Origin of the sequence: Ferrimicrobium sp. (genome assembly GCF_027364955.1) — a bacterium.
Taxonomy (GTDB): domain Bacteria; phylum Actinomycetota; class Acidimicrobiia; order Acidimicrobiales; family Acidimicrobiaceae; genus Ferrimicrobium.
In genome coordinates this window covers 53,564-75,062 of sequence record NZ_DAHXOI010000011.1, presented here as the reverse complement: position 1 = coordinate 75,062, position 21,499 = coordinate 53,564, and the positions used below count along the sequence as shown (strand labels likewise).

Genomic DNA, 21,499 nt, shown 5'->3' with positions numbered 1-21,499 from the left:
GGTTCGTCTCACCAACGAGTCAACGACTTTTTCGAACTCCCGACGACTGGGTCAAGATGGCACGAGTTGGAAAGAAGGCATCTGGTGGAGAACTGAGTGGAGTGCTCTGGGACCAGTATCCATAGCGTGCTTGGACACCCAAATGCGCGTCTAACGCAAACGCCGGGTAGCGTGTCGGGTCATGACCTCGTGGCGAACAGGCTCGCCGAAGAGATCGAGGATGAAACCCTCATCCAGATCGGTGATCTCGATTGGCGCGGACCAGCGCTCTGGGCATAGATCTGGTTCCTTCTCTGCGAGGTGGTGCTGGATGCCCAAGACAATCTTGAGCTTTTCCTCGCTCACCCTTTGTTCGGGAATGTGAAGCTGGGTGGCGATGGCACGCGTCGAGGAGACTCCAAGATCATTCTTAGCACTACGCGGTTCTAGGAGAAGAGTGAGGATTGCTCGTTGCTTGTCGCTCAGGCTATCAACCGCCTCGGACATACAGGCCAAGAGACGATTGCGCTTCTCGCTCTCTGATATCTCATCCATGACTGACACGAACATCTCCTCGGCGGACAGGTGATCTGTGAGTGTGTTTGCCAAGCCATTATCCTCAAAGGACAGCCGGGCTGTGGGACGAAGGATGTCAGCAGCCGTCTCCACTTCGCTTCTGGAGTACTCACTAGCGTTGTTCAACTTCGCCGTCGCTCTCGCGTAGACCGACTGGCTTCGCTCGTGGGTGAACGCGTGTTCATGTTGCAGTCCTGACTTGATGTACCAGGGTAGGCACGATGAGAACTTCCCCCTCTCTGGATCGTAGTGACGCGCAGCGACAAAGACGCTGATGGCCACCTCCGAGGTCTCATCAGGTGTGAGTGCTTTTCCTCTGTTGTACCGCGTTGCTATCTTGATGATCAGACCGGCATTCTGGGCGAAGAGCTGTGTTTGTGCCTCACTCAGTCGTTGTCGGTCCTCGGCAGATTCCGAGTCGCTCAACCGTTGGATCGTTGCCACAAGCTCTTCATTGGAAGCCTGAGCATGGATTCCACGTGAGGTTGTCTCAATCAATGCGCTTAAGGTAGCCATGCATATCTATATGCACGAAGTGAGGTGCCTTGGAGGAGAATCGCGAAAGAACTTAGGGCCAGTACTTTCGTTTCTGTTCATCGGACTATATATGTTGAGTGGCAGTGTCTGGCCAAGAACGTGACACGGTCAAGTATAGAGATACAACAACCGATGCTAATATAACGGACATAGAGGTAGGAGGGCTGATACTGAGACCTAGGGTCGCGAGGCTATCTGAAGTCCTAAACTCCCGCCTTACCTCCGACCTGGAAGTGACGGGTGATCCCACTGCTCTCGTGACCGCCTTGGTCAACGTGGGTACTCTCATCGTAGGTTGGTACCCCAATGCGCATTTTGGCCAGAACGAAATACTCACATGGATCTATCTGTTAGACGGGTTTGACCCCGCACTTTTTGTGCCAGCGATAGTTGAGTACGCCAAGCAGAACCCTGATTGGCCTCCATCTGCGCCCAAATTTCGAATAGCTGTAGAGGAGCTGACTCGGCGGCGCAAGAATGAGGACACGCGTCGGCGAACCCAAGAGATGCTGGTGGACATCGAGGGTCGGCTAATCGAAGAGGCGTGCTCTAAGCCGATTGAGCTGGCTGAGAAGTGCGTGGACTCCACCGACTTTTAACGCCTGTTATTTCGCGGCGACCTGAGCATTATTGAGCAGCGCCTCGATCAGTGAAAGCGCCGTACCGTCACTGACCATCTCGGGAGTAACACGGAGGAGTCGCCAGCCGAGAAGAGTGGCAGCATTGTACTTCTCAAGATCGTTTACGTATCCCGCTCCCCTATTGTGTCTCCCACTAACCCAGGTACCACCCCCCTCGATCTCAAGCGCGATCCTTTGTTGAGGCCATGCAAAGTCAAAGCGCCATCTGCGCGGAGGTGCGAAACGCAATTCGCGCTGCCACCCTGCTGTGTTGGTCGCTTTGAGCATGAACGCACACTCGTCCTCAGCAAGGGTCATAACATCTGTCCTACATAGCGGCGGTGATCGTCCATACCAATACTCCATAGGCCGCTTGTGCCCAGATCGTAGTGTTGGGTGGAAAACAACGCGTCTTTGTTGGTGCATATAGATCTTCATACACCAAGGAGGTTGCAATGCTTCTAACCCACAACAAGACGGTCAGCGACTCACTGTGCGCGGTGCGGGATGCTCTTGGCTCGCTTCCCGCTGAATTCGACTCCATAACCGACCTGGAGAATCGGCGCCTTGAGCGTCGGACTGGCTATAGCGGCGACTCATGGGCTAGCGCTCGAGCTAGTGCTGAAAGGATCCCCCTAGAAACACTTTTCGAGGCATACAACCAGTTTGTGACCATTGATCTGCCCTCCCCAACTTTGAGTGACGCAGTATGGGAGGTCGTGCTGGCTATTCATGCCCGCGAGTATCTCGAATCCGAGCAGTATGGGCTCTTGGTTGGGCCATGGGAGGCCGAATTCGGATCAATTGATACCCAGGCACAAGCCCGCACCCTTTCGAGAGGTCGAAGATTCTAAAGCCTGCGTCGAGCGTGCATAGATATCACCAGAACCGCAAAGGAGTTCGCTATGTCTTGGAGTAATGGTGTGCTACTCGGATTTGACCTTGAGACCACAGGGGTCGGTCCCCAAACCGACGTCCCGGTTAGTTATGCCTTTGTTCGTTATGGGCCAAGCGGGACTCTGGGAACACTTGGGGGCCTGATCAACCCGGGATGTGAGATACCAGAGGCCGCAATCGCAGTGCATGGGATAACCACCGAACGTGCGGTTGCAGAAGGTGAAGATCTTGGCGACGCTATCCGAAAGATCAGAGAGTCCCTGGTCGAAGGTGGCGAACATGGTCTCCCCGTGGTCGGCATGAACGTGAGCTATGACCTAAAGATGATCGATGCCTGCTCACGGCGCTTGGATGGGATCTCCTTAACAGAGGCTGGTTTTAAGAGCCCTGTGCTCGACGTTCTGGTCATAGATCGTCACTACGACCGCTACCGCAAGGGTGGGCGCAAACTCGTCGACCTATGTGCCCATTATGGCGTTACTCCAGGCGATCTCCACAACGCGAATGCAGACGTAACAGCTACGGTTTCAGTACTGCTCGCCCAGGTCGAGCACTATGAGGAGTTGGGATCCATGGATATTGATGCGTTGTACCTGGCCCAACAGCAATGGCATCGCGCGTGGGCCGAGAACTTCTCTGGCTACCTGGTCTCACGTGGCAAGGAACCTCTTGACTCAATCGCCCTGGACTGGCCTCTAGTCGGCGCCAGAGTACGACAGCACCAGTTACGGCATTAGGGAGGCAGACATGGTACTCACCGTTCAGGCAACCCCAGATTCACTACAGGCACAAATTGAGGCACATGAATCCTGGCTAATGGGAGAATCGCCTACCGGTCGACTCGACTGGCGGGACGAAACGTTACCGTTTGTCGATCTCACCGGAGTGAACCTATCCAAGAGCATCTTGTCTCGCTCGGACCTGCGCAGTGTCATTCTCCGAGGTGCCGACATGTCGGACTCGAATCTCTATCAGGCAGAGTTTGGCCCCGATCTCTCCGGGGTGAACTTCGAACGAAGCCAACTCATGCATGCTGACCTCTCACATGTCGATCTCTCCGATGCGATCTTTGTCCGGGCCAACCTCTTTGCCGCGTCGTTGCAAGGCGCGTACCTTGACGGGGCCGACTTTACGGAGGCCGTTTGCATCAATGAGGCCAAATTCACAGGAGCTGATCTGAGTCATGCGAATTTTCATAGGACATCGATCCATGATGTGAGCTTCAGGGGTGCGAGGCTCATAGGGACAGACCTTGCAGGGGCAAGCTGTTTCGGGGTGGACTTCACCAAGGCAAACTTAGAACATGCTGACTTGCGCGAATGTCGCTTCGTGAACTGTTCGTTTAGCAATACCCACTTGCGCGGGGCCGACCTGCGCAACGCGGTCCTTGATGACTCGCGGCTGTCCTATGCCGATCTGCGTAACGCTAATACGCAAGGGTGTCGGGTCATCGACTCTCGGGGTGCGGGACTCAACCTTGCTGGCCTCGGCGATCTACTCACCTTTGCCTAGACCCGAGGGGCATGCTCGGTGTAGCTCTAGACGCCGCTCTGACAACCATCAGGTTCACGACATCTCGGAAATCGGTGCATATATAGCTGGTAGTTCTTGAGAGGAGGACCTGAGATGATAAAGTGCCCAGAGTGCATCAAGGAAATGGTCGATGCGGGTAACTGGTGGGAATGTAGCACGTGTGCCAAGGTCACCATCTATAAGGAGACCGCGAAGTACACCCTCACCGAGGATGACGTGAATGCGATGGCCAATGATGGCGCGACCGAGATTCACGAGTTCACCTCACGAACCGGTAAACCTTTTCGTGCCAGTTTGCGATGGCATGCACGGGAACAGAAGGTCACTTTCGTGTTCCCAGAGCCAAAGCCCTCCATCGAGGGTGTCCTTTGCCCTGATCACTTTGTTGAGTTACGAATGTCGGACAAGCGATACTACTGCCCGACCAAGATCGACGATGATAGCTGGTGCCCAGTGGGAATGTGGCGCAACCACGCAGGGCACACAATCACGACCGACGAGCTTGAGAAGCTACTCTTGGGGATGACGGTCGGTCCGTGGACCCTCACGACGCGTGATGCAAAGAGCTCCTATCAGGTCGTGGCCACGTTCGACTTCACCGAGCACAAACTACGGACCTCGCCAGTTGACGGGGATGTCTCCGAGCTAGAGCCTGTGCAAGTGGTAGAAGCTCCCACTGAGTCGAATGCATCCAAGCCGACAGCCATTACGCAAGCACCTCTTGTCCGGCAGGTCGATGTCGCCGCACTATTTGACGACACGGCCGACTGGTAATCGAAGGACAGAGAAGGACGTTGGTCGCATTCGAACTCGACTGCGGCCAACATGTGATGATGGGAGAAGAGTAGATGCAATCGAGAACTAACAGTGCCACTTCGCACTCCGCGAACTACGGACCCAGTACACAGGAGGTGCTCACCACAATTGGCCAGCTTCGGTCTCTGGATGAGCACGCAATCGATCAGCTGATTGTTGCCATGCACAATCTCGAGCTCGGTACGACAATCGGTGCCAACGATGACCTTTGCCATCTGTGGGAGGCGCGCGGGAACGCCTCGGAACTTATCCACGGTCTGCTTGTCGACGTGTGGGCGGCTGTGTCTGAGGAGATTCATAACTACATGAAGAAGTTCGTGGCGACCCCTGAGATCGTGGCAGCGTCGACGGACGCGCTCCTTGGAGCTGTCTCGCGAGTGCTCTTGGATCCACGGCCAGAGCCTACCGGATTGGTGAACCCTCGTAGTGCGCATTGTCGCTGAACTCTGTCACCCAGTCATGAGAATCCGAATCGGCCACAGCGTATTTGGATTGTTTGCACAGATTCCCAATTCGCATTGGTACAGAGATTGATTCGTAACCTTGGTTACGCAATGGATAGCGGCAACCGAGCTCGCACCGCAATACACAATTGACCATCAAGGCGATAGCCAACTGGAGTATTATTCCAGTTCATCGGGGGTGGAATGAAAGAGACATGACGACAAACTTTACGCAGCCGATAAACAGCCTTCCCGGATAGCTCACAAAACTTTGACGGCGCTTCTCGGCTAACGTCCTGGTTGTGGTACGTGACGCCGAATACAGGGCGAGATCATCGGAGGGGGATCGCTCCAGGATCAAGATGACGACACACTAGGCAGTGCGACGGTCGCATCAGTGCGGCCAGAGCGACGTAGCGCCTCTGCAATAAACCCATTGGATTTGAGTTCCTCTACGAACTCTTGGAGGAATCGAATGGTATCATGGCCGCGACTAGGGGGAATACCCACCGCTTGCTTGATTTCCATAAAGTGCGGCTCTAACAGTCGCATACCGCCTTGGGATCGAATAAAGTCCTCCATCGGTTGGCGGATACCGGCGGCAACTTCAAGGTGTTGTTCAAGAAACACCGTTACCCCCTCTTCGCCACGTACGACTTGGGCATGAACCAAGGTGCGCGAGAGGAAGAGATCGTATGCAGACCCATCCTTCACTCCCACGCGAACGCCCTCACGATCGACGGCCTCGGCAGTACTGACAGGAGAATCGATGGGGACGGCAAAGACCCCCTGGATGAGGACATAGGGTGCAGTGAAGGCGACTGAGCTTTCACGCGCAGGATCTACGGCGAGAAAACAGAGATCAGCCTTACCAGCCTTCATTGCTTCGAAAGACTCGCGTGCAGCGCCAAAGCAGAGGAACTCCACCGGGAGGTCGAGCCGAGCTGCAAGTTCCTTGGCAATGTCGATTGTTACTCCGCTTGGAACTTCCGGTGTCCCTTGTGCAAGCACCGGATTACCAAGATTGATCGAGGCGCGTAGAGTGCCCGTGGGGGCAAAAGTGCTGCGAATGTCCATAGGTGAAATCATAGACATCCATTCGGAGTGTGGAGTGCCCGGTTGTTGCCATGCACAATCTCGAGCTCGGTAGGAAAATCGGTGCCAACGATGACCTTGGCCGTCTGTGGGAACGCCTGGGAACTTATCCATGGTGAGCTTGCCGGAGCGTGGGCGGCTGTGTCTGAGAAGATTCATAACTACATGAAGAAGTCCCTGGCGACCTCTGAGATCGTCGCAGCGTCGACAGACGCCCTCCTCGGAGCGGTCTGTAAGCCCTCTATCGACCCTTCGGATAACCAGGCACTGACTAGTGCCTGGCGCATAGGGCAGGGCCGGTGTGACCGGAAGACAGCCCTTGAGCAACTGCCTGACCTGAGGTGGTCGAGCTTCAAACCGAACTGGACCTCTATGGCCGACTTGCTTTGCGACAGAGTAAGTTGCTCATCGAAATCGCGAATGTGCTTAAAGGAGATCCTGGACCACATCGAGTGCACGATTGGTCCGACTCATCCGAGACGGTCCAACGGCTCGTGGACAAGTTAGAGGCGATGGAGAACTCTGCCGAGTGTTTAGACAGCAAAACGAACTAGTGGGCCACGCACCCGCATATATATCAATAACCCAACAGGAGGACGAATGCACTTACAAGTCAGTAACAACTACCAGAAGACCTGGCAAGAGGTGATCCAGACCGCACATGCGCAACTTGAAGCGGGACAGATGACCGTAGCGCTGGACGCGATGGATCTTCTCGATTTCCACGTACAAGACCTCTTCGATGTGTGGGCGGCCCATCACGGAACCAGCAGCGTGAAGGTGTCACGATTCCTCGACGTCGACAATGGACGCCCACTGTATATCATTACTAGAAGAACCAACAACGATCCGAGATGAGTGACTACTTCACACTTCGATGTGGAGGCATCTTCGAAACTCAAGTCGAGGCATTGTTGGATGCGGTCAAGGGAGCTGATGGACCACCAAGGGAAGCACTGCAGGGACCCCGGCTTTGCGCAGGATCGACGCAGCGATCGTCATCGTCCAGCCACTCCGGTAGGTATCGTCCACAAGTAGTACGGGTCCGTCAGTCGGCAATGTCACGCCGGGTTTTAGATGAAGACCTGCAACAAGCGCCTGAACCTTGACAAGCGAAGCGGCGTCATCTGGTGGAGCCGGTCCTGTCACCTCGAGTGCGTCGATGATGGCAAGCTTGCCAATCTTGGCAATCCGGGTAGCAAGATCCGTGATCATCAGCCGATGGTGGCGAGACGGCATAGGGACAACAGCGACAGGTCGTTGCCACTGCTTTCGCCATCTACCAAGGACGGAGACGATGCCATCAAAGATCTCGGCGCCTAGGGGTAAATCTGGGCCGCTCATCACTCTACCAATTTCACGCCACCCCGGAGAGTCGGCATAGGTAAGTGCTCGACCAGGTCCAGCACCAACAATCTTGCCATTGCGGCCATCCTCCACACCTTTTGGCCAGAGCTTTCTAGGTTCGATAATGACGTCGGCACCACGTAGATACACCTGGGCAGCATTCACCGATTCCCCACTGATAGCAAATCCCCCTAGGGGTAGTTCTTGGGTGCAGACTGAGCATCGCCCGCACGGTCCTGGTTCGGGGTCATCGAGAGCTCGCTGTAGATACTCCATAAGGCAACCACGTCCACTGGCATAGGCGCGCATGAGTTCAGCCTCCGCTGCTCTAGCGGTCCGGATAGCAGCCCATTTCTGCTCGTCATAGACATAGGGTTTGCCGGTAGATCTCCAGCCGTCATCCCTGCGCTCCACCGCCCCCTCAACGGCGACGATCTTAAGGAGCGATTCGAGACGACCACGGCGAATACCAGTAATCCCCTCAAGAGTCGGCACACTCATGGGCTCGCCACTCTCTTTGAGGGTTTGAAGCACCGTGTCGATATTGTCGACGTCGGGAATGGAAGCAGTGGCGAAGAACTTCCAGAGATCCTCGTCCGTTTCGGCTGGCAACAAGATCGCATCTGCACGCTCTATGGCTCGTCCTGCGCGCCCAACCTGCTGGTAGTAGGCAACAGGAGAGTCTGGAGAACCAACATGAATACAAAAACTGAGATCAGGCTTGCCATAACCCATCCCTAGAGCTGACGTGGCGATAACCGCTTTGACTTGGTTAGCACGAAGTTCGTCTTCGACTCGTTCCCTCTCCCCTGCCTCCAGCCGTCCTGAGTAGGCCACGACACGGTGACCTCGCGATGCGAGAAACCCCGAGAGACGCTCGGTATCTGCGACTGTAGGCACATAGATGATCCCTGAGCCATCGATACGACCCAACGCTTCATCGACCCACGCATAGCGCTCAAGTGGCCCAAGGCCTGGAACCACCGAGAGTCGAAGCGATGATCTCGCCAGGCTCCCTCGTAGAACCAGAGTCGAATCGCCTAGTTGCTTGGCTACGTCAGCGGTAACACGTTTGTTCGCCGTCGCTGTGGTTGCCAATACAGGGGTCGCACCTGATGCCGTGAGGATGTGCGAGAGACGCTGGTAGTCGGGTCGGAAATCAAAACCCCAGTCTGAGATACAGTGAGCCTCATCGATGACGATGAGGCCAGCATGTTCAATGATCGGTACGATGCGTTGTGCGAATTTGGGATTCGCCAGCCGTTCTGGGGATACGAGCAACACATCGATGTCCCCAGACTCCATGTTCTTCATAACAGTATCCCAATCCCCCACGTTTGCGGAGTTGATGGTCGCGCTTCGCAGGCCCGCTAATTCGGCAGCCTTCACCTGGTCTCGCATCAGCGACAGCAGAGGTGAAACCACAAGGGTTGGCCCTCCACCAAGTGACCTGATCGCCGAAGTTGTGGCCCAATAGACTGCTGACTTACCCCACCCAGTTGCCTGGACCACGAGCACGCGAGCCCCCTTTGCCACGAGAGCATGGACTGCGGCGCGTTGATCATCATGGGCCACTGCGGTCTCACCCGCCATTGAGTGAAGCACTTTGTCCAGATGCTCGTCAGCGACCTCGACCAGCGCATCGGCGGGTCGACTCATCTTGATATTGCTCACTGGGCAACGACCTTCCTCGGAGATTGGGTTAAATGCGACAGGTGCAGGTGATCGTGAATCGAACCTGTTGCTGGATCGCTGCTGGATCGCTGATGGATTTCCTCACCACAGGGATTTCGCTTTCGGTTGCAAAACCTCATTGGCCTGAAACTCAATCTGTGGATGTATCGCTGGTATCATCGGTTGACCAAACTTATATCCCTGCAACAGATCTGCACCAACCCAATCAGATGCCTGACAGTGTATAGCTGATTCCACCCCCTCCAAACAGACCTTGGCTGTCCTGCAGAGGGCGCTAAGTTGGCGGTGTAGGTTGAGACAGCGCCCCATGTCCCAGGAAAGAACACACTTATCGAGCTTGACCAGATCCCAATCGTGTTCCAGGGCATTCTCAGACCATAATGGCGAGCCAAAGTCATCCACTGCGGCGTGCCCGCCTCGCTCGTGAATCATCTCAATAGCACTAGCGAGCACCTCCGGGTCGACAAAGCCCTCGACGATCTCAATGGTGATGTTGGTTAGGTCTCCCATTCTGGTCACCAGGTCGAGATCCTCAATATCGAGATTGACGTGCAAGCGGGGGCTCTGTGTAACCTGGGCCATGACTTGGGCATAGCTCACTGCTTCAAGGGCCAAGCGCCTGCGACCAGTGCTTGTGAGCCTCTCAATGATCCCCGCCGCCGAGCGGTCCTTTCCTCGCACATCACGGGCTAGGAGTTCGTAGCCGAACACTAGGCCGGTCTTGGCATCGACAATTGCCTGCATCGCAAACGTTGCGACCAGCCTCTTGTTTTGGTCCTGGATTAGTTCGCTTTGAGTTAACGCCATGATGCCAGACATCCAACCCCCTCTATCAGCCCGTCACCTCGTGCTGATGTCAACCAGTTTAGCACGTATTAGTTGCTGTGAGATATACGTTACCTTCATGCATGAGTACATCTATTGCATATATAGCAAGTGATTCGACAAGGAGGACGGGAGATGTCAGGATACGGAACAACTTCTATCATGCGCAAGCGTTTCGATGAGATCACCGAGTGGCGTTGCAACGGAGACACCTGGGGCGAGGTGAGGTTCAAGCTCGGTCTTTCAGAGATCCATAGAAACACGCTTAGCCGCGCGTGGCACGCTGAACTTGAGCACAGATCACCACCTCGAGCTCATGCACACCGGTGGACACGCAACCACGAGAGCGAGCTTGAGGATCTTAGGGGTAAGGGCTATACGTGGGAAGCGATCCTGGTGGAGATTCCATTTGACTACTACCCGGAGGGGGTCCCACCCATTGAGGTGATCGACGCCGCCTTTGCGTGGCATCAGCGTCACCAGGTTGCCGTGTTCGCCCGGGTCGATGCCTTCTATGACCAGATGATTGAGATTTCATCACGGTACAACAAACCTCCTGTGGTGGCATCGGAGCCGCGAGTCGTCACAGTACTTACTCGGCTCGAACAGGTGTCTAACGAGCTAACGCACATTCTCGCTGACATCTCAGGAGGCTGACAGGAGGAGACGTGCTAGCAGCTGTTGATGACACCGCGACGGTCAGGGCCGCATCTCGACGGGTCCGCGTAGCATCTGGAGGCTGTGGTTTAACGGTTTGAGTGGACCAGACTCCAAAATGACGCACGGACGAGCTTGGCCGAGGGGTATGGGAGCACAAGCATGGAGCGTCTGATAACCGACCCTTGCCACCGACCAGGTGGTGCCAGATTGTGGATAGCACCGTCCGGCTGGGCCGAGAGGAACTGCGCAAACGAGCTGTGCGAGCGTTGTGGCTAGATGCCACCAAGTCCGACTTGGAACAGCAGTTTTCAAACGCGTTATCCGAGACTCAGTGCGATCCGCATCATCACCGGGTCTTGTTGCAAGCATTCACTCCGTACAGCACGTCTTCTTCAGTGTCTGTCCAAACGTGCGTCATGAGAACTGTTGACAACATCAATTAACTTCTGTGCCTAGCAGGAACTGGCGAGACCATGTAACCCATTATCTATCAAGACGAAAACCACGATAACTGGACTAATCAAGACGACCGCCATCGTCTTAGAGATGGATCGTAACAGCTGCTGGAGAACGGGGACTTACCAGTCTTGCTTCGTGGCCCAACGCTGATATAGTGACAGGAGCAGCACTATGTCGCTTAGTGTGACCAGACTGGAGTGGTAATGAGATCGGGAACCATGCGTCGTAGTCGGTTGTTAATGATAATGGCGATGTCTTCCTCGTCTTTAGTCATCGCCCCATTGGTAGCTAGCAATGATGCCTACGCTTTACCTGCGGCCACCTCCAGCTACTACTTGGTCACCAACACCGGTACCGTAATCCCTGCAGGGCAGTCTTCTGATGACGGCGCCCTTACTAACCACAAGGCAGATATCGTTGCGTCGTTCGCCGTACCTGGTGGTGGGGGCTACTGGATGGTATCGAGCAGCGGGCGTGTATTTCCCTTTGGGAGTGCCCAGTTTTACGGGGACACCTACACTGACGGGATCACAGGACTCACGGGATCCCATCCGCTGAGCGCTCCGATTGTTGGTGGTGCTCCGACCGCAAATGGCAAGGGCTACTGGCTTGTGGCAGCTGATGGTGGGGTATTTAACTTCGGTGATGCTTCCTTTCTCGGATCGACCTATTCCTATGGGATCACAGGACTCACAGGATCCCATCCGCTGAACGAACCAATCGTTGGTATGGTTGCGGACCCTACGGGAAATGGCTATTGGCTCGTGGCCTCGGACGGCGGTATCTTCAACTTTGGTACAGCCCCGTTCTACGGGTCGACCTACAGCTTGGGCCTCACTGGGCTTCGGGGCAGTCATCCACTCGATGCACCAGTGGTAAACGTCTATCCATCACTCAATGGACAGGGCTATTACATGGTGGCGGCCGACGGTGGGGTATTTAACTTCGGCGATGCGAAGTTCTCAGGGTCAGCCTATGACTACGGTTACACAGGACTTGGAGGTTCACACCCGTTGCCAGCGCCAGTTACATCGATACTTCCCAATCCCGACGGGCAGGGCTACTACATTGCGTGTTCTAACGGGAAGGTGATCGCCATTGGCGGTGCTCCCAACCTCTCACTTGACGGGTCACCCAATAGTGCAGTCATAGCTATTGTCCCCTCTAGCTCATCGACCACCACAACCACTACTCCACCACCGACCATCTCCCAGACTCTTGCCATCACCACGTCATCGTTACCTTCCGCAACAGTCGGCACTGATTACGCAGTCACACTCGTGGCATCTGGGGGAACGGGTCAAGATTCATGGTCGGCAACAGGCCTGCCAAATGGACTCGCCTTGTCCGCGTCCGGAGTGATCAGCGGCGCTCCTGTATTCGCTACGTCATCGAATGCCACCGTCGACGTCACGGTAACCGATTCGGGCGGGGCGAGCGTCTCGGCTTCATTGAACTTGACGGTATCGCCTCAGTTCACCTCTACTGCCTTTAATAACTGGTCTGGTTACATAGAAAGTGGGCAAGACTTTGATGCTGCGAGCGCGACGTTCACTGTCGGTTCTCTGTACACCCCTCCTGCCGGATGCAATGACACATCCTACGGTTATCCCAGCACCAACTGTGCGATGACTGAGTGGGTCGGTATCGGCGGTAATGGCACATCCAACCTCATACAGGCAGGCATCGAAGAATCGCCCATCAGTGGTACTGACGAATACAGAGTAAATCCGTGGTGGGAGATATTACCAGCCAGCCAGCAGAACCTGACTAACTTTACGGTTCGTGCTGGTGATACGATGTATGTTGATATCTACCAAAACGGTGATGACAATAACTGGACAATCGACATTGAAGATGAGACTACCGGGCAGGGCGATCTGATACCTAATCTTCAGTACTACGGCAACGCAGCATCAGCCGAGTGGATCACCGAGGCGACTACGATCAACGGTCAAGAATCGTACCTTACCCCGTTTGCCGGCGTGCAGTTTAGCAATCTCAAGTTTGGCAACCACCTCAATGGTGGTGTACAGCAACAAATTGATGTGAACATGGTCCAGAACGGGGTTACAGTTTCACAACCGTCCTCGATATCAGACGACAGTTTCTCGGTGAATTATACTGGTTGAAAACCGGCTCAATTGACTCTGACGAAGTTAGATCTATCCTCTCGCATGATAGCTCCAAGTCAATCGGCCCCTAACGACTTGGGCCGAGGTTAGCCTTAGCAGATTGAAGCCCAATCCGCACCCGCAATGCCGAGGCAAATGTATGCACTCAACCGTCTCGACTACGCCACTGTAGACGCCTACCCCAGGATTAGTCAGCAGCAATCACGAATGTTCCCAAGGGGCATAGTTGCCTGGCACTGTGCGAAGTTTTGAAGCTGAATCCATTGGAAGCAACCAGTTCAATAGGGTCTGTAATGTTGGGTGAATCGGTTCGAGAATGCGGGTAGAGGTCAAGCATCCTCGCTATGTTACGATTCATCGAGCCTCAAATGACCTCACTGAACACCAGGAGTGGGAGATGCTGCGCATAGGTGAGAACTTTGACGACCTCTTGGAACTGGTGCCGGATGAAAGCTACGGGTGGCTAGAGGCCACCAAGTCCAACTTGGAGCAGTAATTTTCACACGTGCTATCCAGGGCTCAGTATGAGTTCAACGACATTATCGCCACCGCCGGTGAAGATGCCAATCGCACAGAGTTCGCAACGTTGGCTCTCAAGTCTGAACTCAGGGCAGTTCTATTTGCTCTCCTGGATCACAAGCCAGAAGATCGTATTCACGAGCTGGGGTGGAAGATGCTAGAGCCTTGAGCCACTGGCGTGCATACATATCATCCAGGATCACAGAACAGGAGCCACGATGTCGATCACCAAGGAATTAAGCAATCCACAGAGTAAGGCGTCGCGGTGGCTGGCTGCCAACTTTGAACTCGACGCGGTAGCTGTGCTATTGGGCACCCAAGTAGGTTCGACAGAGACCATTCGACCCACGGGTTACCTGAAGGACTACCCCTGGGCAACTGTAGGCCATGCGGTTGAGTTCCGGTTACGACAAACACGAGCTACTCCATACTTTGCGACTACGGCATCTACCGCACGGGTGAGCAACTCCCCTAGCATCACCAGACTCTTTCACGATGCACTGGCACTCCTGTGGGATGCTCATCAAAACGACACTCTCACGAGCCATGAGAACGCCTGGGTCATGTACTTCGCGGGGATCTCGGAGGGGATCTATCGCAGTGGGCGCACCGAGGGTTTTGTTCTAGTGGAGCGTGTATTAGGCGAGCTCGCACCTCTGCCGGATTGGCAGGGGTTTGCCCAAGAGATAGCTCTGGCAAGATCGGGAAAGATTGCCGGGGTGGAGCCAAGTGATCACCCCTGTGTTCAGGTTTTGGCTGAGCTATTGCCGGTGAGCGAGGATGTTCTAGACGATATTGCACGGGTATCAGACACAGCAGCTGGGAGTGAGGGTTGGGCCCAGATTACCAGCGGTAGCTTCATTGACAACCCTGTATTCGCAGGAGCCAAATGGGTTGGTGGAGCGGACGGGGATTTTATTGTGGAGCACACCCTGTTCGACGTGAAGTGCACCATTCATCCAGAGAGGCTCTGGTTGGGAGCACTAGGGCAGATGATCGCCTACGTCGCACTTGATAGCCAGGATCAATTTGGGATCGACGAGATAGCCATTCTCCTCCCACGCCAGCGCGGTATGGTAGCTCGTGTGTCGTTGAGGGAGATCTTGGCTCACTCCACATTTAGGACCCGACAGGAGATGCAGGGGTCAGCACGGGAGGCGTTGGAACCCGCTTGGGCATAGTTCGGCCATTGCCGAGAGGTGACTCGTACCTAGACCGCCAGGAGCTGGGGCCGATTCAATCAAGTTTTTCCAGCCGCCCGTGACTTAGGTGTGTATATAACGGACAGACATCTCAGAAAGGAACGAACGATGGACGACGATACCAAAGCCAGATTAATCCTCTCGGCTCTGACGTTAGCTGGTGAGCCTGCTGCGGGCGAAGGCGAGGATACATACAACGAAAGATTGGCCAATACCGTGGCTAGGGTTGCAGCTCTATGCGCCCCACGCTCACCGCTGGCCAACGTTGTAGACGACGTGCTCGATCCCGAAGCTAAGCGCTTTGTCGGCACGATCACCAAGGTGGTGAAGGAACCAAGTTCCACCAGGGGTGTGGTCTACATGGATTGCAACCCGAGTGATCGGCACCCAGACGGCAAAGAGACAGCTCGCACAGACAGGACCGACAACCCAAACGGTCTCAGAGTCGCGCACCTTGCCCAGAGTCTTCTTGGGCACAGAGTGCTCTTCACCGTGAAGCTAGAGGTCATGCCAAACGGTGACAAAGTGCGGATCATCAAGCACGTACAGGATTTGGGGATGGCGTCATAATGGCGAGGCATTACAGAGGTTCTGCCATGATAGAGTAGAGGCGATCCACGCGCTTGCCGCAGCACACCGAGCCTTGGAAGCGGTTGTCCGAGCTGCTAACAGCGCCCTTGGTGAGGTTGAAGGTGTCAGGAGAAGGCGATGATCTTACCTAGGATCGCAACCAGCGGCGAAGACGGGGCCGCCTGTCCCCAGCATTACGGTCGAGGTGAAGCCAAGTCAGGATACGATCAAGGGAAAGGGGGTATCATTAACGAGTCCGAACACTTGCTAGCATCGCTGGACCAGCGAATGCACAATCTTCACCAGCTACGTCCATTGCCCTCAGAAACCAGCCGTTCCCTTGCAGACGCGCTCAGAGTACGCATCACCTACACATCCAACGCTATTGAGGGCAATCATCTCACGCTCGCTGAGACGCAGGTGGTACTTGAAGGCATCACCGTGGGAGGGAAACCTCTGCGCGATCATCTAGAAGCGATTGACCACGCAGAAGCCTGGGATGCGATGATCCGGTGGTCACAATCCGATCAACCGCTTACTCCCTGGCTCTTGCGGTCACTTCATGCGCTGGTGTTGTGTCGTTCACAACCCGGCGAAGCAGGGCACTACCGCGAGGTGCCTGTAGCGATCTCGGGTAGCACACTCATTCCGCCTGATCCTCTATCTGTTCCGGGCAAGGTTGACGATTTGTTTGCACAATGGCACCAATCAGAGGGACACCCTGTTGCGGTTGGTGCCAAGATGCACGCACGACTGATGGCGATACATCCCTTCGTCGATGGCAATGGGCGTACCGGTCGATTGCTTCTCAACCTCTGGCTGCTGCAACATGAATATCTGCCTGCGTTGATAGAACCTGCGGACCGACTCCAATACTACGCCGCCTTACAGTCGGCAGACCGGGGCGAAACGAACCCGATTATCCAGGTTGTGGCCCATGGTATGGAGCGGACGCTGACCGTGTATGAAGAGGTGCTTCATTTGTCGCCCGGTCCTCACGTTGCGAAGCCACCTCACTCGCATCGCTGACCGGTTTCCGTTTCCGTTGGCTTTGACTCGATCCGCTCAACGCGAACACCTGCCTTCTCAGCTCGGTTGATCATGTCTCTTGTACCCCTCCCACCTGGAAAGGCGATCACAAGATCTGCTCCGGCATCGAGCATCTTCTGGTTCCGAATGGGGCCGGCAGCCTTCCCGTGTCGAGCCCAGTCTGCTGGGTGCGCCTCAACCTTGTAACCCAGTGTTCCTGCGATGTGCCCTGCTAAGAGATCAGCACCAGGTGCTGCCCCGTGGATTATCACCGTCATTGGCTCTACCGCCTGTAGCTGAGTAAGTCGCTCGCGGATTGCATCGCTATCCGTGTATTCCCTACCCCCACACACTATGACTCGGATTGGACCTCCTGATTTCTAATTTCCATGTATGCGCCGCTGATGGGTCGGTGACATCCTCCCTGCCCTTGCGTCCGGTTGTCGCGGTCTCATCCGGGCGCTTTCCTACGTGTAAACCTACCTGGTGCATATATATGGCACATGATGGGTAAAGCACACGCAGCGACTGGGTTGGCAATCGGGGCCGGGGTGGGACTGGCGGTCTTTGGGGTTCACTCCCCTACTTGGATGATAGCTTCGGTGGCAACCTGTGGTGCATCGATCTTGCCTGACATTGACGAACCAGGTTCGAGTGTTGCCCATGAGTTTGGATTCATCAGTCACGGGGTCTCCTGGATCGTGAACAAGGTCTCGGGTGGGCACCGCAAGCTCACCCACTCACTTCTTGGTCTTGGCATCATTACGTTGGTCCTAGTGCTGGTGGCGACTGGACCATTGGCAAGTGCAGTCGTCTTTGGCATCCTGGCTGCTGGTGCGTGGAGGATTGTGGTGCCGTGGTTCACGGGGCTGCGTCGGTTGTATCTGTTTGTCGGGATCGGTGGCGGATATGCCTTCTACCACTTTCATCCGTTCTCTGGGTTTTTGTTGATCGCATTTCTTGCCCTTGGCTGGCTGACGCACATGACCGGTGACTTCCTAACCAGTGGGGGTATCCCTCTACTGTACCCAAATCGCTCACGGCAGAGCTTACCGGTCTTTGGCACGACTGGCGGGAAGCCTGAGAAGGTATTCGCCCTGGTGCTCTATGTGCTCGTCATTGGTGGAGCGGGCCTGTGGTTCTCACGCCATCCGGTTATCTTCAGTGCACATTCGCTGCCTGCGGTCCCCTCTCTAAGCAGGGCGCTAGGCAAACTACATCTTTAGCAGGGAAACGACATGGCCACTGACCCGAATCCCGAGCTACGTTGTCGATGCGTTGCGCGTTACTTGGCAGAAGGCACTCCGCGGGAATTCCAGGTGTCCGACCCCTACTACGACCGTTGTGAGGGTAAAGCGGGTACCGATGGGTACTGCGATCATTGTCGCAGCCACCACGTGGAACCCTTCGCGCTTCCAGACGGACGAGAGTGTACGGGTGATTGTTGTCAGAGCGATCGATTCGCGCACGCAGACCTGTTTGCGTTTCAGATGGGCACACCTTGTTTGTTGCGAGCAGATCGGGGGCCCGGAAAGGCAAGAGACCGTGAGCATCGAATCCATTGCCCGGCGGTTACTAGAGGCTACCTCGTGTCTTAGCGAGAGGGCATAGGCCTCGGTTCGGGGAATCGTCCGTGAGATATTAACGGCAGTGGCAAATAATTATTGGAGACGTGCCTATATGTACTGGTGAGGAGGAAAGATGCCAAGATTAACGAAGAGGTATGTGATCGTCTGTGATGAGTATCGATCAGGGGAATACACATATCTAGAGCAGGCGGAGCTGGGACTTGCCAGCATCGAACGCGAGGGTGAGTGTACGCTACCCCATCATATCGAGGAGTTCTAGCGATGAGAATCAGGGATGATACAAACCTGATGTTGATGATAGCGTGCTTGGTCGTCGACGTGATTCTGGGTGTAACTGCTGGTGCGGTTGGGCCTGGGGCCGCCTCTCTTGTACTGGTAGGCGCGGCCGCGGTGCTATCCATGTCGGTGATGTACTTTGTGCGCCCGGGTCCATGAAGTGTCGCTACACGTAGGGGGTTAAGCGATGTCGGAGAACCGAGCAGTCCTAGCCAATGAATACTCGTGGGCCATTGCCGGTGCGGATGATGATCTGCGTGCACATGTACGGGCACTTCTGTGGAACGTAGCGGGGATCGACACGATCAATCCAGCGAAGCTGCCTCTTGGAGACTTCACCGCCATTGTGATCAGGGTGGCCACCGATGGGCAGGCGATAACTGTGGAGGACATCGCGAGTGAGACATACCTGTTCGAGGTGCAGCGGATGTGCTTGATGTTTCTCAAGGGGCTGGCACGAGTGGTCTGCGACCTCTATATAGAGAGGAAGGAGGATACGTAATGGACAGTTGGAAACTGACAGATTGTAAGGCATTGCGGGTGAGGGTACTTGAGCTTGAGGCAGAGTTGCGCAAGTTCCATCTTTGCGAGAGCTCCAATGGTTGTTACGATTCAGAAGGCATGGTCCACAGTGTGCGTCAGGCTCCACGGTCGGCGTTGCGCTCTGCTCGTGCGCGCAATGTCTACCATAAGGAGGGATCGTGAAGGACAACGCCTGGCGACAACAGGCAGTCTGTGTAGGACTACCTACCAAATGGTGGTTCGAGTCTGAGAACGCTCATCTAGCACAAGAGATTTGTACCGATTGTGCAGCCAGAGCGCTATGTCTCGACGAGGCGCTGGCCAATCCCACCACGCACGGGATTTGGGGCGGACATTCTTTTCCGAGTGCTCGCCAGCAGCTCTTAAAGACTCTGTAGGTGGGAGCAGCATGATGAATTCGGCTGCACACATGTGCCGAGTTCACCAACCTACCTATAAGGGAGATATGTACACCTCGAAAATCAGACCCGCGATTGAGAAGTATCTGAACGATCGTCCAAGTGAGGCTACCTTCTTGCGCTCCCATACCGGTGAACAGCACATATAGTACATGTGGGCTACTATAATTGAACTTGTTGGAACGATCTTCACACGGGATGAGGTGAGAGCATTGGCTACGGTAGAAGAGAGAATACGCGAGTACATAGCTTCATCATCAGATGCCGCATTCCTCACCAGTGAGTTTGTGCGGTTCGGAAGCCGATCCACGGTTGCCCGTGCGCTTCGCAAACTAATGGAGGACGAGACTTTGTACCGCGTAGGCTATGGAGTCTACACGCCGTCCAGGGCCTTTGCCGATGGGCCTTACGCTGGGTATAAGATCCAGAAGTTTGACAACTCTTCTGTGGCGGAGGATTTCTTAATAAAGATGGATGTGGACCCACGTCCGGGTTTGCTGGTTCGAGAGTACAACGAAGGCCGATCCACCCAGGTACCTCCCTACGCAATTATTGATGTGGGGAAAAGCCGTATCCGGCGCAAGCTCTTCAATGGAGGAGTCAAATATGAGAAGTCTTAGCCAACAACAGCTCGCCGGCATAAAAGTCCTGCGCGGCCAATCCGGCGCTTTACAGGCTCTTCTGCCGTTGATACTTGAGAAAGAAGTCATCGTCAAAGAAGTGGTCCTTGAAGTTGCAAAAGTTGGCAGGGATTCCGGCTTCGAGCTTGTATTTTCCGGCGGAACTTCATTGTCGCAGGGCTGGGGTTTAATTGAGCGGATATCCGAAGATGTGGACTTCCGTGTTGTCGCGCCAAATTTTCCATCCAAGAACTCCAAATCCAAGGCGCTGTCAAGACTGAAGGCGGAGCTTGGCCATGCTCTACGCGGCGCAGGCTTCGAGATTGACGGTGAGATTATCGGCAGGGATAGTAACCGCTACATCCGAGCCTCGGTGGTCTATGATTCAGCATTTACACCAAGACAAACTGCACTACGCCCGTTCGTCAAGGTGGAACTGATGGGGGTAGATCGGCCATTCGGCATTGAGAATCGAGCGGTACAAAACATTCTGGAAAGGCATGAGCTGGGAGATCAGTCTAAAGAACACGCGATCCCAATGGTGTCTTTGCCTGATATCGTATCCGACAAGGTAATTTCGTATCTTCGCCGCACGGCTGAACACAAGGCGAATCCAGAACTGACCTATCGGTATGATCCGCGACTCGTAAGGCACCTTTACGATGTGCACCGCATAGTTGAGGCGAATCCCTCTGTAATCGGTGAGGCCGCTCCTATCTTCGCCGAGACGCTCGCCCTAGAAACACAACAATACGGCGGTGAAAGGTTTCCTGTTTTCAAGGAGCGTCCTGTGAGTGTTTTGCGAGATGAGCTCGACCTTCTCGCAACCGATATAGAGGCCCATGAAAACTATGCCGTCTTTGTCGATGACCTCGTGTACGGGTCAAAACCATTGTTTGATGAGGTCTCCCAAACATTCCGTATGGTGGCCACAGATTTCTTGGAAGCAGCCGCTACACTCTCACAACCTGAACAACCTCAACAGACGATCGGTGGTTTTGGACATGGATTCGGACGACACTTGTAATCATTACGCGTGAACTCAGATCTACTCCGCGCCTCTCAGGGACGAAGCGGTCTTACTCGAGGAGACTATGACGACCGCTTGGTGCGCCACAAGTGCGACACCCACTATG

At 54.8% G+C, this 21,499-nt stretch carries 27 protein-coding genes; 21 read left to right on the top strand and 6 right to left on the bottom strand.

Annotated features, from left to right (window positions below; genetic code table 11):
• Positions 1–150: 150 nt before the first annotated feature.
• Positions 151–1,071 (bottom strand): sigma-70 family RNA polymerase sigma factor, encoded by a 921-nt coding sequence (locus M7Q83_RS08905; RefSeq protein WP_298337649.1) that lies wholly within the window; start codon positions 1,069–1,071, stop codon positions 151–153.
• 254 nt (positions 1,072–1,325) lie between these two features.
• On the opposite strand from M7Q83_RS08905, the gene M7Q83_RS08900 reads away from it, so the two are divergent.
• Positions 1,326–1,691 carry a hypothetical protein gene (locus M7Q83_RS08900; RefSeq protein ID WP_298337646.1) on the top strand — a complete coding sequence of 122 codons (366 nt, stop codon included), beginning with the start codon at positions 1,326–1,328 and terminating at the stop codon, positions 1,689–1,691.
• A 6-nt stretch (positions 1,692–1,697) separates the two neighbouring features.
• On the opposite strand, the gene M7Q83_RS08895 is transcribed toward M7Q83_RS08900, so the two are convergent.
• The gene (locus M7Q83_RS08895; protein ID WP_298337643.1) at positions 1,698–2,030 is read right to left on the bottom strand and encodes a hypothetical protein; all 333 of its coding nucleotides are present in this window, start codon (positions 2,028–2,030) and stop codon (positions 1,698–1,700) included.
• A gap of 137 nt (positions 2,031–2,167) precedes the next feature.
• Here M7Q83_RS08895 and M7Q83_RS08890 point away from each other — a divergent pair, with 137 nt between their 5' ends.
• The 5 genes from M7Q83_RS08890 to M7Q83_RS08870 all read left to right on the top strand — a co-directional run bounded on the left by M7Q83_RS08890 (position 2,168) and on the right by M7Q83_RS08870 (position 5,401).
• The gene (locus tag M7Q83_RS08890) at positions 2,168–2,566 is read left to right on the top strand and encodes a hypothetical protein (RefSeq protein ID WP_298337640.1); all 399 of its coding nucleotides are present in this window, start codon (positions 2,168–2,170) and stop codon (positions 2,564–2,566) included.
• Positions 2,567–2,617: 51 nt separating this feature from the next.
• Positions 2,618–3,346: an exonuclease domain-containing protein gene (locus M7Q83_RS08885; protein WP_298337637.1), complete on the top strand. Its 729-nt coding sequence runs from the start codon at positions 2,618–2,620 to the stop codon at positions 3,344–3,346.
• 10 nt (positions 3,347–3,356) lie between these two features.
• Positions 3,357–4,121, top strand: a complete 765-nt coding sequence (locus M7Q83_RS08880) for a pentapeptide repeat-containing protein (protein WP_298337634.1) — start codon at positions 3,357–3,359, stop codon at positions 4,119–4,121.
• Positions 4,122–4,235: 114 nt separating this feature from the next.
• Positions 4,236–4,916: a topoisomerase C-terminal repeat-containing protein gene (locus tag M7Q83_RS08875; protein WP_298337631.1), complete on the top strand. Its 681-nt coding sequence runs from the start codon at positions 4,236–4,238 to the stop codon at positions 4,914–4,916.
• A 74-nt stretch (positions 4,917–4,990) separates the two neighbouring features.
• The gene (locus M7Q83_RS08870) at positions 4,991–5,401 is read left to right on the top strand and encodes a hypothetical protein (RefSeq protein WP_298337628.1); all 411 of its coding nucleotides are present in this window, start codon (positions 4,991–4,993) and stop codon (positions 5,399–5,401) included.
• A 357-nt stretch (positions 5,402–5,758) separates the two neighbouring features.
• On the opposite strand, the gene M7Q83_RS08865 is transcribed toward M7Q83_RS08870, so the two are convergent.
• A complete protein-coding gene (locus tag M7Q83_RS08865) occupies positions 5,759–6,478 on the bottom strand; it encodes a transporter substrate-binding domain-containing protein (RefSeq protein WP_298337625.1) in 720 nt (239 codons plus the stop codon).
• A gap of 618 nt (positions 6,479–7,096) precedes the next feature.
• Here M7Q83_RS08865 and M7Q83_RS08860 point away from each other — a divergent pair.
• On the top strand, positions 7,097–7,354 hold the full coding sequence (locus tag M7Q83_RS08860; protein WP_298337622.1) for a hypothetical protein: 258 nt from the start codon (positions 7,097–7,099) through the stop codon (positions 7,352–7,354).
• Positions 7,355–7,420: 66 nt separating this feature from the next.
• On the opposite strand, the gene M7Q83_RS08855 is transcribed toward M7Q83_RS08860, so the two are convergent.
• Positions 7,421–9,502 carry a DEAD/DEAH box helicase gene (locus M7Q83_RS08855; protein ID WP_298337619.1) on the bottom strand — a complete coding sequence of 694 codons (2,082 nt, stop codon included), beginning with the start codon at positions 9,500–9,502 and terminating at the stop codon, positions 7,421–7,423.
• A 117-nt stretch (positions 9,503–9,619) separates the two neighbouring features.
• Positions 9,620–10,345, bottom strand: a complete 726-nt coding sequence (locus tag M7Q83_RS08850) for an EAL domain-containing protein (protein WP_298337616.1) — start codon at positions 10,343–10,345, stop codon at positions 9,620–9,622.
• Positions 10,346–10,498: 153 nt separating this feature from the next.
• Here M7Q83_RS08850 and M7Q83_RS08845 point away from each other — a divergent pair, with 153 nt between their 5' ends.
• The 6 genes from M7Q83_RS08845 (at position 10,499) to M7Q83_RS08820 (ending at position 16,937) form a co-directional block, all read left to right on the top strand.
• Positions 10,499–11,020: a hypothetical protein gene (locus M7Q83_RS08845; RefSeq protein WP_298337613.1), complete on the top strand. Its 522-nt coding sequence runs from the start codon at positions 10,499–10,501 to the stop codon at positions 11,018–11,020.
• 713 nt (positions 11,021–11,733) lie between these two features.
• Positions 11,734–13,614 carry a G1 family glutamic endopeptidase gene (locus tag M7Q83_RS08840; RefSeq protein ID WP_298337609.1) on the top strand — a complete coding sequence of 627 codons (1,881 nt, stop codon included), beginning with the start codon at positions 11,734–11,736 and terminating at the stop codon, positions 13,612–13,614.
• Between the two features lie 319 nt (positions 13,615–13,933).
• The gene (locus M7Q83_RS08835; protein WP_298337606.1) at positions 13,934–14,113 is read left to right on the top strand and encodes a hypothetical protein; all 180 of its coding nucleotides are present in this window, start codon (positions 13,934–13,936) and stop codon (positions 14,111–14,113) included.
• Between the two features lie 241 nt (positions 14,114–14,354).
• Positions 14,355–15,317 (top strand): hypothetical protein, encoded by a 963-nt coding sequence (locus M7Q83_RS08830; protein WP_298337603.1) that lies wholly within the window; start codon positions 14,355–14,357, stop codon positions 15,315–15,317.
• A gap of 129 nt (positions 15,318–15,446) precedes the next feature.
• Positions 15,447–15,908, top strand: a complete 462-nt coding sequence (locus M7Q83_RS08825) for a hypothetical protein (protein ID WP_298337600.1) — start codon at positions 15,447–15,449, stop codon at positions 15,906–15,908.
• Between the two features lie 138 nt (positions 15,909–16,046).
• Positions 16,047–16,937 carry a Fic family protein gene (locus M7Q83_RS08820; RefSeq protein ID WP_298337597.1) on the top strand — a complete coding sequence of 297 codons (891 nt, stop codon included), beginning with the start codon at positions 16,047–16,049 and terminating at the stop codon, positions 16,935–16,937.
• On the opposite strand, the gene M7Q83_RS08815 is transcribed toward M7Q83_RS08820, so the two are convergent.
• Positions 16,922–17,290: a DUF2493 domain-containing protein gene (locus M7Q83_RS08815; RefSeq protein WP_298337595.1), complete on the bottom strand. Its 369-nt coding sequence runs from the start codon at positions 17,288–17,290 to the stop codon at positions 16,922–16,924. The genes M7Q83_RS08820 and M7Q83_RS08815 overlap by 16 nt on opposite strands.
• Positions 17,291–17,443: 153 nt before the next feature.
• On the opposite strand from M7Q83_RS08815, the gene M7Q83_RS08810 reads away from it, so the two are divergent.
• From M7Q83_RS08810 to M7Q83_RS08780, 8 genes are all read left to right on the top strand, one after another.
• Entirely contained in the window at positions 17,444–18,163 is a 720-nt protein-coding gene (locus M7Q83_RS08810; RefSeq protein WP_298337581.1) for a metal-dependent hydrolase, read from the top strand.
• Between the two features lie 475 nt (positions 18,164–18,638).
• Positions 18,639–18,785 carry a hypothetical protein gene (locus M7Q83_RS08805; protein ID WP_298337578.1) on the top strand — a complete coding sequence of 49 codons (147 nt, stop codon included), beginning with the start codon at positions 18,639–18,641 and terminating at the stop codon, positions 18,783–18,785.
• A 2-nt stretch (positions 18,786–18,787) separates the two neighbouring features.
• On the top strand, positions 18,788–18,961 hold the full coding sequence (locus M7Q83_RS08800; protein ID WP_298337576.1) for a hypothetical protein: 174 nt from the start codon (positions 18,788–18,790) through the stop codon (positions 18,959–18,961).
• Between the two features lie 28 nt (positions 18,962–18,989).
• Positions 18,990–19,304 (top strand): hypothetical protein, encoded by a 315-nt coding sequence (locus M7Q83_RS08795; protein WP_298337573.1) that lies wholly within the window; start codon positions 18,990–18,992, stop codon positions 19,302–19,304.
• On the top strand, positions 19,304–19,507 hold the full coding sequence (locus M7Q83_RS08790; protein WP_298337570.1) for a hypothetical protein: 204 nt from the start codon (positions 19,304–19,306) through the stop codon (positions 19,505–19,507). The genes M7Q83_RS08795 and M7Q83_RS08790 overlap by 1 nt, the downstream gene beginning before the upstream one ends.
• Positions 19,504–19,722 carry a WhiB family transcriptional regulator gene (locus M7Q83_RS14280; RefSeq protein ID WP_366526390.1) on the top strand — a complete coding sequence of 73 codons (219 nt, stop codon included), beginning with the start codon at positions 19,504–19,506 and terminating at the stop codon, positions 19,720–19,722. The genes M7Q83_RS08790 and M7Q83_RS14280 overlap by 4 nt, the downstream gene beginning before the upstream one ends.
• Positions 19,723–19,955: 233 nt before the next feature.
• Entirely contained in the window at positions 19,956–20,363 is a 408-nt protein-coding gene (locus M7Q83_RS08785; RefSeq protein ID WP_298337567.1) for a hypothetical protein, read from the top strand.
• Positions 20,350–21,390 carry a nucleotidyl transferase AbiEii/AbiGii toxin family protein gene (locus tag M7Q83_RS08780; protein WP_298337564.1) on the top strand — a complete coding sequence of 347 codons (1,041 nt, stop codon included), beginning with the start codon at positions 20,350–20,352 and terminating at the stop codon, positions 21,388–21,390. The genes M7Q83_RS08785 and M7Q83_RS08780 overlap by 14 nt, the downstream gene beginning before the upstream one ends.
• The last annotated feature ends 109 nt before the right edge of the window (positions 21,391–21,499 follow it).